Consider the following 16,296-nt stretch of genomic DNA (forward strand, 5'->3'; position numbering starts at 1 on the left):
CCGCCCAGAAACAAAAAAACCATGCGCAAGATTGCAGGGCGCTGGAAAGCGATCAGCACCCTGCGATCCTGCCATGGTTTTCTTATCTCGGATGGCGGCCATCCTTCTCGTAAGTAACGGGCACCTTGCCCGTCACGCCCAGCGGCCGGATTGCTGCTGAGGCGTACTGCACGGTCTGGGTGGGACCAGTTGAAGAGCGTATCCGCTTCTTTCCAGGTCCGGCCAGACCGCATGATCCCGGATTCGCGAACGCCGCGACAGATGCGGCGTTCTCAGGATCATGCCATCAACGCGCGCGGGATCGCGCGCGTTCAGTCCAGGTCGAAGCTCAACGACGGATGTTGTGCTTCTCGAGCAGCGCCTTGTAGCGCGCCTCGTCGTTCTTCTTCAGATAGTCGAGCAGCGAACGGCGGGTCGAGACCAGCTTCAGGAGGCCGCGGCGGGAGTGATTGTCCTTGCCGTGGGTCTTGAAATGGCTGGTCAGGTTGTTGATGCGTTCCGACAGGATCGCAACCTGCACCTCGGGGGAACCGGTGTCACCGGCCTTGGTGGCATTCGCCTTGATGATTTCCGCCTTGCGCTCTGCGGTCACCGACATCGTCAGTCTCTTTCGTTGCGACCGGAGCTGGCAGTCAGTCCGGTCAGGTTGAACACGCGCTTGGGGATGAGTTCGCCATTGCCAATTTCGGCAAGCGCCAAAAGGCGGCCTGCGACCGTGACATAGACTGTGCCGCTACTCTGGGGCGCATCCCGTCCGCGCAACAAAACGGCTTGACCCCTGTGGAGCCTTGCCGCATCAGCCCGAGTGACGGCCAGTGCCGGGATGTCGTCCAGCGCGGTCTCAACGGGCAGCAGTGCGTCGGCGAGGCTTCCCTCACCGGACGCGGCTCTATTGCACAAAGCCTCCAGCTGTTCCAGCGGAATCATGTCGTTCTCGGTAAACGGACCGACCAGGGTGCGCCGGAGTGCGCTGATATGGCCGTAGCAGCCGAGCAGCCGGCCCATGTCGCGGGCCAGCGCCCGGACATAGGTTCCCTTGCCACATTCCGCCTCGAATACCGAATGGTCGGCATCGGGCTGGTCGACGAGGGTCAGTTCGTGGATTTCGACCGGACGCGGCTGGAGTTCGACGACCTCGCCGTCCCGGGCGAGATCGTAGGCGCGCTCGCCCTGGATCTTGATCGCGGAATAGCGCGGCGGGGTCTGCTCGATCCGGCCGGTGAATTGCGGCAGGAGCGCCCGAATCGCTGCGACATCCGGCCGGCTGGCGCTGGTCTGGACGACGCGGCCCTCGGTGTCGTCGGTATCGCGTTCCTCACCCCAGGTCACGGTGAAGCGATAGCGCTTGCGGCCATCCATCACGAAGGGGACGGTCTTGGTGGCTTCGCCCAGCGCGATCGGCAGACCGCCGGAGGCGAGCGGATCGAGCGTGCCGGCATGGCCGGCGCGCTTGGCCTGAAACAGCCGCTTGGCGACCGCAACGGCCTGGGTCGAGGTCATGCCGATGGGCTTGTCGAGAACGACCCAGCCATGGATGTCGCGCCGGTCGCGGCGCGGCTGGTTGCCGTGCTGGCGCGGCTTGTTGCGCGGGTCATTGTTGTCGCGCGGACGTGCGTCAGCCGCGTGATGTTTTTTGACGTTGACGGCGGTCGTATCGGCGTGGGGCGTATCGACAGTGCCGGTTTCGGGGGGGATGGTCATCAGCTCTCTTCCGAATCCGAATTGAGGTCTCTTTGCACCGCGGGTGTTCGCAATAATTTCTCGATCCGTTCCGCTTCGTCGAATCGCTCATCGGCGCGGAAGCGGATGTCAGGTGCAAATTTCAGGTTAACGCGGTGCGCAATCTCGCCGCGCAGAAACTTCTTGTTGCGCTCCAGCGCCGCAAGCACGATTTCGGTGTCCCGGCCGCCGAGCGGCATGATGTAGATCGTGGCGAGCTTGAGGTCCGGCGACATGCGGACTTCGGGCACCGTGATGATGTGTCCCTCCAGGTCCGGGTCGTGCGCATGACCTTGGCTGAGGATGTCGGCGACAGCGTGGCGCACCGTCTCGGCCACCCGCAGCTGGCGCTGCGAGCCTACGGAAGCCGTGCTTCCTCTCTGGTGATGGCGAGGCATTGTTTAAAAATCCAATAGATCATCACCCGGCGTGGCACGGGCGATGAAGGCCATTCTGATTGAGTTCGACGACGCTTCGATTCGTTCAAATGAGACTTGCGACTCCCCTCCGGGGAGGGGGTCGCAGCTCAGTCAAAACACAGCGCTCTGTAGGATTCGGACTTACAGCGAGCGCTGGATGGTCTCCACGCGATAACACTCGATGACGTCGCCGACACGCATGTCGCCGTAGTTTTCGAAGGCCATGCCGCATTCCTGGCCGGCCAGAACTTCCTTCACTTCGTCCTTGAAACGCTTCAAGGTCGACAGCTTGCCTTCGTGAACCACGACGTTGTCGCGGATCAGGCGGACATTGGCGCCGCGCTCGACGGTGCCGTCGGTGACGCGGCAACCAGCGACCTTGCCGACCTTGGAGATGTTGAACACCTCCAGGATCTGCGCATTACCGAGCATGGTTTCGCGCAGTGTCGGCGCAAGCAGGCCGCTCATCGCCTTCTTCACGTCATCCACGAGGTCGTAGATGATGTTGTAGTAGCGAATCTCGATGCCGTTGCGCTTGGCGAGCGCAGCCGCTTCCTTGTTGGCTCGCACCGAGAAGCCGATGATCGCGGCGTTGAAGCCTTCCGCGAGCGTCACGTCGGACTCGCTGATGCCGCCGACGCCGGCATGCAGGATGCGGGCGGCGACCTCGTCGGTGCCGAGCTTCTCCAGCGAGCCGAGAATGGCTTCCAGCGAGCCCTGCACGTCGGCCTTGATGACCAGCGGGAATTCCTTGCGGCCCGCGGTCTTCAACTGCGACATCATCTGCTCGAGCGAACCGCGCATGCCGGAGATCGAGGCGGCCGCGTTCTCGCGCTTCTGGTGGGCGCGATAGGAGGTGACCTGCCGGGCACGGGCTTCGTTCTCGACCACGGCAAGACGGTCGCCGGCTTCCGGCGGACCGTTGAAGCCGAGCACCTCGACCGGCACCGACGGACCTGCCTCCTGCAACGTCTCGCCCTGATCCGAGATCAGCGCGCGGACGCGGCCCATCTCGGCGCCGGCGACGATGATGTCGCCGACCCGCAACGTGCCGCGCTGGACCAGCACGGTGGCGACCGGACCGCGGCCGCGATCGAGCTTGGCTTCGATCACGGTGCCCTCGGCCGGACGATCCGAATTGGTCTTGAGGTCGAGGATGTCGGCCTGCAGCGCGATCATCTCGAGCAGACGGTCGAGGTTGGTCTTGTTCTTGGCCGAGACCTCGACGTCGACGACTTCGCCACCCAGGGACTCGACCTGCACCTCGTGCTGCAGCAGCTCGGTGCGGACGCGATCGGGCCGTGCATCCGGCTTGTCGATCTTGTTGATCGCCACGATCATCGGCACCTTCGCCGCCTTGGCGTGGTTGATGGCCTCGATCGTCTGCGGCATGACGCCGTCATCGGCCGCGACCACCAGCACGACGATGTCGGTGACCTTGGCGCCGCGGGCGCGCATCGCGGTGAACGCGGCGTGGCCCGGCGTGTCGATGAAGGTGATCTTCTTGCCGGAATCCGGCGCCGTCACCTGGTAGGCGCCGATGTGCTGGGTGATGCCGCCGGCTTCGCCGGACACCACGTTGGCATGGCGCAGCGCGTCGAGCAGCGAGGTCTTGCCGTGGTCGACATGGCCCATCACGGTCACGACCGGCGAGCGCGGCTCGGTGTCGGTCGAATCGTCGACGACGTCGAACAGGCCCTCTTCCACGTCCGAGGCTGCGACGCGCTTCACGCTGTGGCCGAGTTCCTCGGCGATCAGCTGTGCGGTGTCGGCGTCGATCACGTCGGTGATCTTGTGCATCGCGCCCTGGCGCATCAGCAGACGGATGACGTCGACCGCGCGCTCCGACATGCGGTTGGCGAGTTCCTGAATCGTGATCGCTTCCGGAATCGTCACCTCGCGGACGAGCTTCTCCTTCTGCTCATTGGCCGCATGGCCCTTGAGACGCTGGGTGCGGCGGCGGAACGACGCGATCGAGCGCTCGCGCACGTCATCGGCGGTGAGCGCGGTGACAACGGTCAGGCGGCCGCGCTGCTTCTGCGGACCCGGCTTGTGCGTGGTCTTCGGCGGCGGCGCGGGACGCGCAGCGCCACCGGGACCGCGGCGGATCTGGCGCGGACCCTCATCATCCTCGGGACCGGCGGCAACGCCGGGCGCGCGGCCGAGCGGACCACCGCCCGCGGGACGGGCGGCTGCAGGGCGTGCACCGGCGGGCTGCGCCCCGCCGGGGCGTGCGCTGGTGCCGATCTGCTGTGGCCGGCTGCCCGGTGCGCCCTGCGGGCGACCTGGGGCTTGAGCCGGACGAGCGGGAGCCGTGACCGCGGCGGGCTGCTGCTGCGGCGCGGCGGTCGCCGGACGGGGCGCCTCGCCTTCGCCGAACCGCTTCTTGGCCTCGAGCTCGGCCTTGCGCTTGGCTTCCTCTTCATGACGGTGGCGCTCTTCCTCGGCCTTGCGGCGCGCCTCGGCAGCCTCGCGCTCGGCGCGTTCGGCGGCTTCGCGCTCGGCGCGGCGGCGGGCTTCCTCTTCAGCCTGGCGGCGCTCTTCCATGTCGCGGACGCGTGCGTCGGCGAGCGCGCTGGCGCGGGCCGAACGCTCATCCTCGGTCAGGGTGCGCAGCACCACGCCGGATCCGCCGCGCTGCGAAGAGCCGGGACGCGGCCCTGACGGACGGTTGCTTGGCGGTGGCGGCGGCGGCGCCTTGGCGACGACTGGCTCCGGCGCATGCGGCGCATCGGGCGCCCCATCGCCGACGCGGCGCTTGGTGCCGCGCTTCTCGACCACTACCTGCTTGCTCCGGCCATGTGGGAAGCTCTGGCGTACCGTGCCAGTCTCGACGCGCGGCTTCAGCGTCAAGGTCTTGGTCGGGACACTCAGTTTCTTGTCGCCCGGAGTGTTGTTGTCGGCCATTCAGTCGTCCTAATCTCGTTACCAGCGTGCGGGTCTGCCGCACCGTCCCATTCGTGCAATCGTCGCGTATTCGTCGCTATGTCTTCGAAGTCGAAGCAGATTTCGTGGCCGCGGTTCCGGCAATCTTGTCAGCGTCGGCCGACCGGTATCGGACCAGAGTCTGGCTGCGCGACAGGAATGTCCTGCTCGCCGGGCCTGCGAGCACGGCAGCATGTATCACATTTGAGCGCCCAAGTGCCAAATCCAATTCTGCCGAAGTGAGGCAGCAGATGATCGGAAATGGCGGGGCTTGCCCCTGGTCGTCGTCATTCGACCGCACCAGGGCGTCGAGCTTGCGAATCCCGTCGGCTGCGCCGTCGGAGGCATGAAGCAGGGCGGCCAGTGCGGTCCGGGATTGCCGCTGCGACAGCGCCGCTTCCACCTTGGAGAATCCGGACACGACCTGGCTGGCCTTGGCGGCGATCCCCAGGGCCTCGATGGCGCTGCGGGCCAACAGGGCCTCCAAATCGTCGGCCAGTGTCGGCGGGACGCGGACGTTCGCCTTGAAGCCTCGGCTGAAATGGTGACGCCGCACCGCTTCCGCAACCACCGGCTTTGACGCCGTGATCCACAATCCCCGTCCCGGCAGCTTGCGCTTGATGTCGGGCACGACCTCGCCCGACGGGCCGACCACGAAGCGGATCAGCTCCTCGATCGGCCGCACCTCGCGGCTGACCGCGCACATGCGCATGGTCGCGGACTTCTCGGTCCGCGGTCCATTGTCGAGCTCGGGGTCAGCCAAAGCGAGCATGTGGTGGTGCGGCTCCTCATCTCAAGCCAGCAGTGTCGTGGCGGGTATCATGGCGGCGTCCAGCATGGGTCAGGCAGGCTGTCCTTCGGAGGCGTCCTCGTCCTCGGCTTCCGGCTTGGCAATGTCGGCTTCGCTGATCCAGCCGGCCTTGACGCGGGCCTGCATGACCATGGCTTCGGCATCGTCGCGCGAAACCTCGAGGCCGTCGAGAATGCCGGCGTGCTTGGTCTGCTCGCCGCTATCCTTGCGCTCGGTCCAGCCGACCAGATCGTCGGTGGCGCAGCCGGCGAGATCGTCGACGGTCTTGATGTCGTTCTCGCCGAACTTGACCAGCATCTTGGAGGTGACGCCGGGCACGGTCTTCACCGCGTCCTCGACGCCGAGCTCCTTGCGCTTGGCCTCGAGCTCGGCCTCCTGCTGCTCCAGGAACTCGCGGGCGCGGGTCTGCAGCTCGGTCGCGGTCTCCTCGTCGAAGCCCTCGATGCCGGCGAGATCTTTGAGATCGACCAGCGCCAATTCCTCGACCGAGGTGAAGCCTTCGGACGCCAGCAGCTGGCCGACGACCTCGTCGACATTGAGCGATTCCATGAAGACGCGGGTCGAGTTCTCGAAATCGGCCTGGCGACGCTCCGATTCCTCCTGCTCGGTCAGAATGTCGATGTCCCAGCCGGTCAGCTGCGAGGCGAGGCGGACGTTCTGGCCGCGCCGGCCGATCGCCAGCGACAGCTGATTGTTGGTGTCGGGCACGACGACCTCGATGCGCTCGCGATCCTCGTCGATGACGACCTTGGCCACTTCGGCCGGCGCCAGCGCGTTGACCACGAAGGTCGCGATGTCGGGCGACCACGGAATGATGTCGATCTTCTCGCCCTGCAGCTCGTTCACCACGGCCTGCACGCGCGAGCCGCGCATGCCGACGCAGGCGCCGACCGGGTCGACCGAGGAGTCGCGGGAGACGACGCCGATCTTGGCGCGCGAGCCGGGATCGCGGGCGACGGCCTTGATCTCGACGATGCCGTCATAGATCTCCGGTACCTCCTGCGCGAACAGCTTGGCCATGAATTGCGGATGGGTGCGCGACAGGAAGATCTGCGGGCCGCGTGTCTCGCGGCGGACGTCGAACACATAGGCGCGGACACGGTCGCCGTTGCGGAACACCTCGCGCGGCAGCATTTCGTCGCGGCGGATGATCGCCTCGCCACGGCCGAGGTCGAGGATCACGCTGCCATATTCGACACGCTTGACGACGCCGTTGACGATGTCGCCGATGCGGTCCTTGAACTCCTGATACTGCCGGTCGCGCTCGGCCTCGCGCACCTTCTGCACGATCACCTGCTTGGCCGACTGCGCAGCGATGCGGCCATATTCCAGCGGCGGCAGCGTGTCGGCGATGGTGTCGCCGATCTGCGCGCCCGGATTGGCGCGGCGCGCATCATCCAGCGAGATCTGGTTGGAGGGGTTCTCGACCTTCTCGACCACCAGCATGTGGCGCGATAGCCGGAGCTCGCCCTTGCGCGGATCGATCTCGGCGTGGACGTCGGTCTCGCTGCCATAGCGGGCGCGGGCGGCCTTGGCGATCGCGTCTTCCATGGCGGCGATCACGATGCCGCGGTCGATCGACTTCTCGCGCGCGACGGCGTCGGCGATCTGCAGCAGTTCCAACCGGTTGGCGCTGACGGCCATGGCTCAAATCTCCTCTAATCAGGATCGATCTCGCCTCTGCGCGCGCGATCCGCGGCGAGGCGATGCTTCTTGGTGTTGGTCGGCAGCGGCTTCTTCGCCACCTGGCCGTCTTTCAATCTCGGTTTCGGCTTCGGCTTGGCCTGGGCCGCAGGTTTGGCGTGCGGCGCCAGCGGCGGGGCAAGCCCGAGGTCGCGCTTCTTCTCGCGCTCGGCCGCCTTGCCGCGGCGCATCGACTCGGCGATCAGCTCGTCGGTCAGCACCAGCTTGGCATCGCCGATGTCGGTCATCGGTAGCACGACGCTCGGGTCCTGGTCTTTCGCCACGTCGTCGCGGGTGATGCACACGCCGTCGCCGTCGAGCCCGGTGATGATGCCGCGGAAGCGTTTGCGGTTCTGATGCGCCACCGCCATCTCGATCTTGACGAGATGGCCGATGTGGCGCTCGAAATCGGTGCGGCGGACCAGCGGTCGGTCGATGCCCGGCGAGGAGATCTCGAGCCGATAGGCGCGATCGATCGGGTCGGCGATGTCCAGCACGGGCGACAGCGCCCGCGACACCGCCTCGCAATCCTCGATCTGCATCGTGCCGTCGGGACGCTCGGCCATGACCTGGACGGTGCAGCCGGCCTCGCCGGAAATGCGGATCCGAACCAAACGGTAACCCATTCCCTGCAGCACCGGCTCGGCCACCGCGGCCACGCGCGCGGCGACACCCGGCTCGACCACGAGACGGGGCTCGGTCAGAAGATCGGTGTCAGCGGCTGCGAACGTGGGTTCAGTCATCAGGGGGTCGATCGCGTATCTTGCTTGTTCGGCCCTGCGGCCGGCTCGATCGCGTTCACCGGACCAAATCGCCTCGCGGCGGAGCGATCCAGGTAACAAAAAAGAGCGGGTCCGGAAGGGCCCACCCTCACTACGCGATCGTATATGAGATGATGTTTGATGCCGCCCATATAGCCGCTTTGCGGGCTGACGGCAAGGGTCGTGTCGGCCCCGGGAGGGTGGAACTGCGAAATTGCCGGCCCGCCGCGGCCGTCCTTCGGTCCACCGCCTCAACCTGGGTGCGCCCGACGCTCCCGACAAATAACTGCTCGTTCACCAAGATTGAATAAAATTGAAGGAGAGGATTTGCCCCGCTCAGGCCAAAAGCGAGCGGGCTGGAAAGAGGCGGGTCGACTTGTCTTGGTGTGGCCGTGATTGGCTGAGCTCGGCGCCTGGGCGGCTGCGACCGGAGTGCCCTCCGGGGCTTTGCTCCCGCTTCGCCGACGAACGAACCGGCTGTGCAACGCCAGTCTGTGTCGTCCGCGGGCCTATGCGCGCCTGCGGTCATCGACGAGCAAGTGGCGGCGTTCTCGGCGCGGCGACGCCGATCGGCGCGCGGACAATGGCTGATCAGCGCCGCCTGAAAATGAGATAGTTCGCGACCCGGCCCTCACGCATCGCCTTTCGGCCATAGCGCGTCATTGTGTAGTCGTGCCATGGCAGGCGCCAATCGTCGGCGCGCTCCGCAGTCCAGGCGAAGTCGGGTGAGCGCAGCAGATGCCACAAGGTCCATGCGCAATAATCGGCGATGTCGCTGACGAAGCGGAATTCGCCGCCAGGTTTCAGGGCTCGCGCCATCGCGGCGATCGTCGCTTCCTGCACGAAGCGTCGTTTCCAATGGCGCCGCTTTGGCCAGGGATCTGGATGGATCAGATCGACCCGCTGAACCGAGCTCGGCGGCAGCCAGGCGAGCAGCTCGGCTGCGTCGCCCGCGAGCAGCCTGACATTGCCGATATTGTCGGCCTCGATCGCCGCAAGGATCTTGGCCATGCCGTTGACATAGGGTTCGCAGCCAATGAATCCGGTTCGTGGATAGGCCTTTGCTTCGGCCGCGAGATGCTCGCCGCCGCCGAATCCGATCTCGATCCGCAGCTCATCGATCGGCGGATCGAACAACGCCGGCAGCACGGCATCAGCAGGCGAAGCGAGATCAAGGGCGAGATGGGGAAGCAGGTTTCCCATCAGATCGGCCTGATGCGCACGAAGCTTGTGGCCTTTGCGCCGGCCAAAAAAGGAGCCCTGACGGTGCGAAGCCTCGGTGTCGGCGTGATCGTGATCGACGGGCATGATGGTCGCAGTACTCATCGCAGGGTTTGATAGAGACGGTGAAGGAGGCGCGTCCGCGGCTCGATCGACGAGATGTACATCTGCTCGTAATGCGTATGTGCGCCCTTGCCGTCGACGCCGAGCCCGTCCAAGGTCGCCGTGAACGGCGCGGTGAAGTTGCCGTCGGAGCCGCCGCCGGTGATGGTGTCGACAAGTTCGAAGCCAATCTCTTCGGCGAGCGACCGCGCATGTTCGAACAGCGCAGCGCCGGCGTTGCCCTTGACGTAAGGCGGGCGGTTGACGCCGCCGGTCACTTCGACGCTGACGCCCTCGCTGCGCGACGTCAGGCCTAGGATCTTCGGGACGATCTCCTCGGCGTCTGCTGGTGTCGGCAGGCGCGCATCGACCTCTGCATAGGCTTCCTCGGCGATCACATTCGGACGCGTGCCGCCGCGGACGACGCCGACATTCACCGTGATGCCGCGATCAAGATCATTGAGAGCTTCAAGCGCGTGAATCACGTTGGCGAGTTCGCGGATCGCACTGCGTCCATCCTGCGGCCGCGCGCCGGCATGGGCCGGCACGCCGCGGATGGTGACATCGAAACGCGCCACGCCTTTGCGGCCGGTGACGATCCTGCCGCCGTCGCGCGCCGGCTCTGTCACCAGCACGTATTTGGCCTTGCGGCCCTCCTCTTCGATCAGTGCGCGCGAGGTCGGGCTGCCGATCTCCTCGTCGGAGACGAACAAATGAGTAATGCCGAGGGGCGATCGCTCTCCGGTCAGACAGAGATGACGAAACGCATGATAAGCAAGGTAGGCGCCGCCCTTCATGTCGTAGATGCCCGGGCCGAAAGCGACGTCGCCGTCTATCGAAAACGGCAGCCGCCGAAGAAAGCCGATGGGATGCACCGTATCGAGATGGCTGAGGATCAGAATTCCCGGCTCATGCTGGCCCCAGCCCGACCGGGCGATCAGGTGGTCGCCGCAGCCGTCCCGGCCGGATACGCGCTCGACCACTGCGTCCAGCCCGCGATAGCCCTCGGCGACCAAAGAGACCAATTGGTTGATCTGATCAGGGGTTTCGGTGGGTGTTTCAATCTCCACCCATCGGCGGATGCCATCGAGGATTGTTCGACTATCGAACGGATTGGTCGGAGCAGTCATGTGTGTCGGCTTGTCGGGTGTCTAAGTTTGGGGGATCCGATCGCTGGAAAGAGGCTGACCGCTGCGAGTTGCCAATGCACGTGCCAGCGGTCAACCTCTCGGCCCACATGCGCACAAAACGGCCGGACGCGCGACCCTGATTTCCGCCCGCTCGGCTCCAGCTGCGAGCACGACGATCGGATTTTCCTATCGCCCGTTTTGATTTTCAGAATGAAGATTGCGAACAGGCGGCACGGGCTACGCTGACAGCGGCCGCGCTCGGAAGACTGACATTCGGCTCGTGATGGTCGGTTAGTAGATCGAACGACCTCGCTGTTCGCCAGGACCGCACGTCGAACTCACCGGAGCCAGTCACCTGTTCTGAGACCCTGCCGGAGCGGGGCGCCGGACGTGTCGTCAGTCCGGCATGAAGCCAAATGTCTGATTTGTCGCGATTTCGTTCCGAAGTTCCGATGAGGAGGATGTTGCCGCCCGATCGGAACTTCAATCTCGGTGGTGTTCAGGCGTCATCTTCCGGCGCTTCACGATCAGCAATCTGCTCGACAAGGTCGACGATGCTGCGACGAAGCTTGGAGTCGTGAATCCGCGTGAACGCGCGGGTCAATGCCAGCCCTTCGGAGGTTGCCAGAAAATCTGACACATAGGCCGGAGAGGCGCCGTCGAAGGGCTCGCCATTGGTGCTGCCGCTCGGGACGCCTTCAAACAGGAAGGAGACCGGAATCTGCAGAACCTCAGAAATTTGCTGAATACGGCTAGCGCCGACACGATTGGTGCCTTTTTCGTACTTCTGGATCTGTTGGAAAGTAAGCCCGAGAGCCTCACCAAGCTTTTCCTGGCTCATACCCAACATGATACGGCGCATCCGCACCCGGCTGCCAACATGCTTGTCAACAGGGTTGGGCGCTTTCGTCGACATCTCTCAACTCCCTAGAAATCAGGTCCCGGAACGAGGCGCTTGCAGTATGCCTCAGGCGCTCACGCCGTCAATTTATGCTCGCATGTCTTACTAACGAGGACGGTCGAGCGGCAAACTGAGCGGATCATGCTGCCGCGCGAGAATGCGAATTGCAGCACGCCTCTGTCAACACTTGGAGTTTTGCTTGTCAAAAAAAATCTTACGAGGCCGGAAAGAATTGGGATTCGGCTCGGTCAGGGACGCTTTTCAGCAACACGCCGGCGCACAACGGTGCCCAGAGCGATCACTAACAGGATGATCGCTGGGATATCGCCGGCCTTGGCGTAGATCGTCGGCCGCAAGGCAGCTGGCAGCGCCGCATCGAGTATGCCCTCTGCGCCGAGCGGCAACTGCGCGATAATGCGGCCGACGGGATCAATCACAGCAGATATACCAGTGTTCGCGGATCGAACTAATGGAAGGCCTTGCTCGATTGCGCGCCATTGCGCTTGTTGTAGATGCTGATGAGGACCGGTCGAAATACCGAACCAGCCATCGTTCGTCAGGTTGACGATCCAGCCCGGGCGCTCGTCCGATCCGCTGATATCGCCCGGGAAAATGGCCTCATAGCAGATCAAAGGAAGAACACGCGGTGCGTGTGGCACGTCGAGGTTGCGCCTGGATGTCCCGGCGATGAAGCCGCCCTGGACCCTTGTCAGTTGCTCAAGACCGATCCGCTCCATCAGGTCCTGGAACGGCAAGTACTCGCCGAAGGGGACGAGATGAAGCTTATCGTAGTATGACAGCACGCTGCCGTCATGATCGATGACGTAGATCGAATTGTAGGCGCGGGCGATCGGGCCATTGCGAGGGCCGTCGGGGGCGCGCACCGAACCGGTGATCAGCACCGTGCCTGGGGCCAGCAGATCAGCGATCTGGGCCATCGCGTCCGCCTCGCGCGTCAGGAAGAACGGAAACGCCGATTCGGGCCAGATCAGGATGTTGGTGTCGCGCACACCGGTGGCGTTCGGCCCGGAGGCGCGATCTGACAGCGCCAAATAGCGCCGCATCACGTCGGCCTTGGCGCCGTAGTTGAATTTCACGTCCTGCTGCAGGTTCGGCTGCATGATCCGGAGTTTGAGATCGCGGACCAGGGACGTCGGGTGCTGGGCGAGCCGGATCGCGCCGAATGCGCCCATCAGGACGAGCACGGCCGCCGCCGCCGCTGGCACATGCCAGCCGTCGCGCCATCTCTTGCTGTCGATCAGCGCCGCGGGGCTTGCGAAGATCGCAACGGCCAGGAAGGTCATCCCCCATAGCCCGATCAGCGATGCCGATTGCGCCAAGGCGAGCGGCTGCGAGAGCGCATAGCCGAACGTATTCCAGGGAAAGCCGCTGAGCGCGTGGCCGCGCAGCCATTCGCTTGCCGTCAGGCAGACGGCCAGCGCCAGGATCCGTGTCGGCCCGCGGGTCCATATCGACCGAGCCATGGCGAAGCCTAGGGCGTGGAAGAGGGCGAGGTAGGCCGGCAGGCCGAGGACGGCGAACGGTATCAGCCAGGCGAAGGTCTCGGCATCGACCAGGAACGCGTTGCCGATCCAGTATAGGCCGGGCACGAAATAGCCCATGCCGAAGCAGAAGCCGGTCAACGCAGCGGCTGGGATACCACGGCGCGCGCCTGCCGCGGCGCCGTCGATCAGCCAGACCACCACGGGAAAGCTGATCGCCAGCACCGGCCAGACGTTGAACGGCGCCATGGCCAGCGCCGACAGCGCACCGGCCGCGAGGGCGATCGCAGCACGTTTCCAGCCCCAGGCCAGCACGACGCCGAGCGCGACGCCCCGGATCGACGAAGGGCGGATCACTGCGGGCTGGCTCCGTCGGTTGCGGGCGGATTGTCGTCGTCGGCGCCCGGCAGCTTGCCGCCCTCGGCGGCCCGCGGCGGCTCGATCACCTCATTGGCCTCGCCCGAGGCTTCGCCGCGACGCCGACTCTCGCGCGGCGGACGCGGGACGGGTCGCTCCTTGCGCGGCGCGATGCGCAGTCGCTTGACCCGGCGCGGATCGGCATCCAGCACCTCAACCTCGAAATTGCCCGGGCCGGAGATCAACTCGCCACGCACCGGCAATCGGCCGACATGGTTCACCAGATAGCCACCGAGCGTCTCGACGCCTTCGCCGGCCTCGCCGGTCACGAACTCCTCGCCGATCACCCGGCGCACGTCGTCGAGACTGGCGCGGGCATCCGCGATGAAGGCGTTATCGGCCTGCCGCATGATCGCCGGCGGCTCGTCGCTGTCATGCTCGTCATCGATCTCGCCGACGATCTGCTCGACGATGTCCTCGATCGAAACCAGCCCGTCGGTGCCGCCATATTCGTCGACGACCAGCGCGAGATGGATGCGCGAGGCCTGCATCTGCGCCAGCAGGTCGATCGCGCGCATCGAGGGCGGCACGTACAGCAGCTTGCGGATGATGTTGGCCTCGAACAGCGGCATCGCGAGATCGACGGTCTTGAGATCGAGGCCCGCGGGCAGCGGCTTCTTGCGTCTGGCCTTCGCCTCGTCGGAGACGCGAGCCTGCGCCGTCATGAAGGCGAGCAGGTCGCGGATGTGGACCATGCCTTCGGGATCGTCCAGCGTGTCGTTGTAGACGACGAGCCGCGAGTGCGAGGCGCTTTCGAACAGGCTCATCAGCTCCCCAAGCGGGATGTCACGCCTGACCGCGACGATGTCGGCGCGATGCACCATCACGTCGGCGATGCGCCGCTCGTGCAGGTCGAGGATGTTGCGCAGGAGCGTGCGCTCGACCGCAGAGAAGCCGATGTCATCCGGCGTCGAGGCGTCGAGCACGACCTGCAGGTCATCGCGTACCGACCCGCCGCCCTTCCAGCCAAACAAATTGCGCAGCGCCCGCAACAGCCAGTTCTCGCTGGGCGAGCGGCCGAGCTCGGCTGGCGGGACCACGGCCGGCAGATTGCGCGTCTGGCGCGGATTGTCGTGAATGGGCTCGGAATCGGCCATGATCAGTCCAACCGCTCGCGGTCGGCATAGGGATCGGGGACGCCGAGATGCGCCAGGATCTCGGTCTCCAGCGTCTCCATTTCCTCAGCCTCGGCATCGCTCTCATGATCGTAGCCGATCAGGTGCAGGAAGCCGTGCACGGTGAGGTGGCTGAGATGGTGGTCGAACGGCTTCTGCTCCTCGTCGGCCTCGCGGCGCATCGTCTCATAGGCGATTGCGATGTCGCCGAGCATGCGCGGCGCGTCATCGTCGCCGCGGGGCCCGGTCGGCTGCAGCGCCGGAAATGACAGCACGTTGGTCGGCTTGTCGATGCCGCGCCAATTGCTGTTCAAGGTGCGGATGCCGGCGTCGTCCGTCAGCATCACCGCGATCTCGGCGTCGCCGACCTCGGCGTCGACCATTTCCGCGGCGGCGAGGATCGCGCGATGTATGACGTCCTCGGCGTCGGGCTGGTCCTGCCAGCAGTCGGCCGCGATGATCACCTCTGTTGTTGGAATGGGACTTTGTGGCATCCTGGTCGATATCTGTGCGGATGGCGCGCTCATATCATGCGCCGATCGGCGTGCTTGCTCTCGCGTCAACGGGCTTTCGGCCCCTCATAGGCGGCGACGATGCGGGCCACTAATTCGTGACGAATGACGTCCTCGCCGGTGAACCTGACCTGGGCGATCCCTTCGACTCCCTCCAGCAGGCGGGCAGCCTCAGCGAGCCCCGACGTCTGGCCGTTGGGCAGGTCGACTTGTGACGGGTCGCCGGTGATGATCATGCGGCTGTTCTCGCCGAGCCGGGTCAGGAACATCTTCATCTGCATCGATGTGGTGTTCTGGGCTTCGTCGAGGATGATTGCGGCATTGGTCAGCGTGCGTCCACGCATGAAGGCGAGCGGCGCAATCTCGATCTCGCCGGCTTGCAGCGCGCGCTCCACGATTCGCGCATCCATCAGGTCATACAGCGCGTCGTAGATCGGACGCAGATAGGGATCGACCTTCTCGCGCAGATCGCCCGGCAGGAAGCCGAGCCGCTCGCCGGCTTCGACGGCGGGTCGCGACAGGATGATGCGATCGACCTCCTTGCGCTCGAACAGCTGCGCGGCATGGGCGACCGCAAGCCAGGTCTTGCCCGTGCCGGCCGGGCCGATGCCGAACACCAGCTCGTGGCGCTTGAGCGCGCGAATGTAGGAATCCTGCGCAGCGGTGCGGGCGCGGACCGGCCGCTTGCGCAGGTTGATGCTTTCGAAGGCGCTTTTGCCGCCCTTGGCGTCGAACTCGAACAGCGAGCCCTGGGCGACGACGGCGCGGATCGCGCCCTCGACATCGCCCTGAGCAAGATCCTGGCCCTGGACCGCCTGCGCATACAGCGATTCCAGCACGCGGCGCGCGGCGTCGCAGCCGTCGCGTGAGCCGCCGATGGTGATGTGGTTGCCGCGGGAGTCGACGACGACGCCGAGCCGGCGTTCGACCAGCGCCAGGTTCTGGCCGTAGGGGCCGACCAGGGCGGATGCGGCGCGGTTGTCGTCGAAGTCGATGACGACCTGGGTCTCGGGTGGCATGGACATGTCGCGGTCGAACTTGCGGCTGGGAGCGAGGGAAGATGAATCCGATGCGCTCT

The 16,296-nt window shown here is 65.3% G+C and carries 14 protein-coding genes; all 14 read right to left on the reverse strand.

Features of this window, described 5'->3' with window-relative positions:
• Positions 1 to 328: 328 nt before the first annotated feature.
• The gene (gene rpsO / locus ACVIJ6_RS11255; RefSeq protein WP_009025947.1) at positions 329 to 598 is read right to left on the reverse strand and encodes a 30S ribosomal protein S15; all 270 of its coding nucleotides are present in this window, start codon (positions 596 to 598) and stop codon (positions 329 to 331) included.
• Positions 599 to 600: 2 nt separating this feature from the next.
• Positions 601 to 1,701, reverse strand: a complete 1,101-nt coding sequence (truB, locus tag ACVIJ6_RS11260; protein ID WP_456772769.1) for a tRNA pseudouridine(55) synthase TruB — start codon at positions 1,699 to 1,701, stop codon at positions 601 to 603.
• Positions 1,701 to 2,117, reverse strand: a complete 417-nt coding sequence (gene rbfA, locus ACVIJ6_RS11265; protein ID WP_456772770.1) for a 30S ribosome-binding factor RbfA — start codon at positions 2,115 to 2,117, stop codon at positions 1,701 to 1,703. Before rbfA ends, truB begins: the two co-directional genes overlap by 1 nt.
• A 162-nt stretch (positions 2,118 to 2,279) precedes the next feature.
• A complete protein-coding gene (infB, locus tag ACVIJ6_RS11270) occupies positions 2,280 to 5,045 on the reverse strand; it encodes a translation initiation factor IF-2 (RefSeq protein WP_456772771.1) in 2,766 nt (921 codons plus the stop codon).
• A gap of 76 nt (positions 5,046 to 5,121) precedes the next feature.
• Positions 5,122 to 5,835 (reverse strand): RNA-binding protein, encoded by a 714-nt coding sequence (locus ACVIJ6_RS11275; RefSeq protein ID WP_456772772.1) that lies wholly within the window; start codon positions 5,833 to 5,835, stop codon positions 5,122 to 5,124.
• Positions 5,836 to 5,904: 69 nt separating this feature from the next.
• Positions 5,905 to 7,518: a transcription termination factor NusA gene (gene nusA, locus ACVIJ6_RS11280; RefSeq protein WP_172240494.1), complete on the reverse strand. Its 1,614-nt coding sequence runs from the start codon at positions 7,516 to 7,518 to the stop codon at positions 5,905 to 5,907.
• Positions 7,519 to 7,532: 14 nt separating this feature from the next.
• A complete protein-coding gene (gene rimP / locus ACVIJ6_RS11285) occupies positions 7,533 to 8,300 on the reverse strand; it encodes a ribosome maturation factor RimP (RefSeq protein ID WP_456772773.1) in 768 nt (255 codons plus the stop codon).
• A gap of 609 nt (positions 8,301 to 8,909) precedes the next feature.
• Positions 8,910 to 9,644 (reverse strand): tRNA (guanine(46)-N(7))-methyltransferase TrmB, encoded by a 735-nt coding sequence (locus ACVIJ6_RS11290; RefSeq protein ID WP_456772774.1) that lies wholly within the window; start codon positions 9,642 to 9,644, stop codon positions 8,910 to 8,912.
• Positions 9,641 to 10,771, reverse strand: coding sequence for a M20 family metallopeptidase (locus ACVIJ6_RS11295; protein WP_456772775.1), 1,131 nt, complete (start codon positions 10,769 to 10,771; stop codon positions 9,641 to 9,643). The genes ACVIJ6_RS11290 and ACVIJ6_RS11295 overlap by 4 nt, the downstream gene beginning before the upstream one ends.
• 499 nt (positions 10,772 to 11,270) lie before the next feature.
• Positions 11,271 to 11,687, reverse strand: a complete 417-nt coding sequence (locus ACVIJ6_RS11300; protein WP_011942578.1) for a helix-turn-helix domain-containing protein — start codon at positions 11,685 to 11,687, stop codon at positions 11,271 to 11,273.
• Positions 11,688 to 11,920: 233 nt separating this feature from the next.
• Complete coding sequence (gene lnt / locus ACVIJ6_RS11305; RefSeq protein ID WP_456772776.1) at positions 11,921 to 13,531, reverse strand: apolipoprotein N-acyltransferase; 1,611 nt, start codon at positions 13,529 to 13,531, stop codon at positions 11,921 to 11,923.
• Entirely contained in the window at positions 13,528 to 14,688 is a 1,161-nt protein-coding gene (locus ACVIJ6_RS11310; protein ID WP_456772777.1) for a hemolysin family protein, read from the reverse strand. The genes lnt and ACVIJ6_RS11310 overlap by 4 nt, the downstream gene beginning before the upstream one ends.
• 2 nt (positions 14,689 to 14,690) lie before the next feature.
• Complete coding sequence (gene ybeY / locus ACVIJ6_RS11315) at positions 14,691 to 15,200, reverse strand: rRNA maturation RNase YbeY (protein ID WP_456772778.1); 510 nt, start codon at positions 15,198 to 15,200, stop codon at positions 14,691 to 14,693.
• A 65-nt stretch (positions 15,201 to 15,265) separates the two neighbouring features.
• Complete coding sequence (locus ACVIJ6_RS11320) at positions 15,266 to 16,243, reverse strand: PhoH family protein (protein ID WP_456772779.1); 978 nt, start codon at positions 16,241 to 16,243, stop codon at positions 15,266 to 15,268.
• Between the last annotated feature and the right edge of the window lie 53 nt (positions 16,244 to 16,296).

The sequence above is a fragment of the Bradyrhizobium sp. USDA 4369 genome, assembly GCF_054056435.1.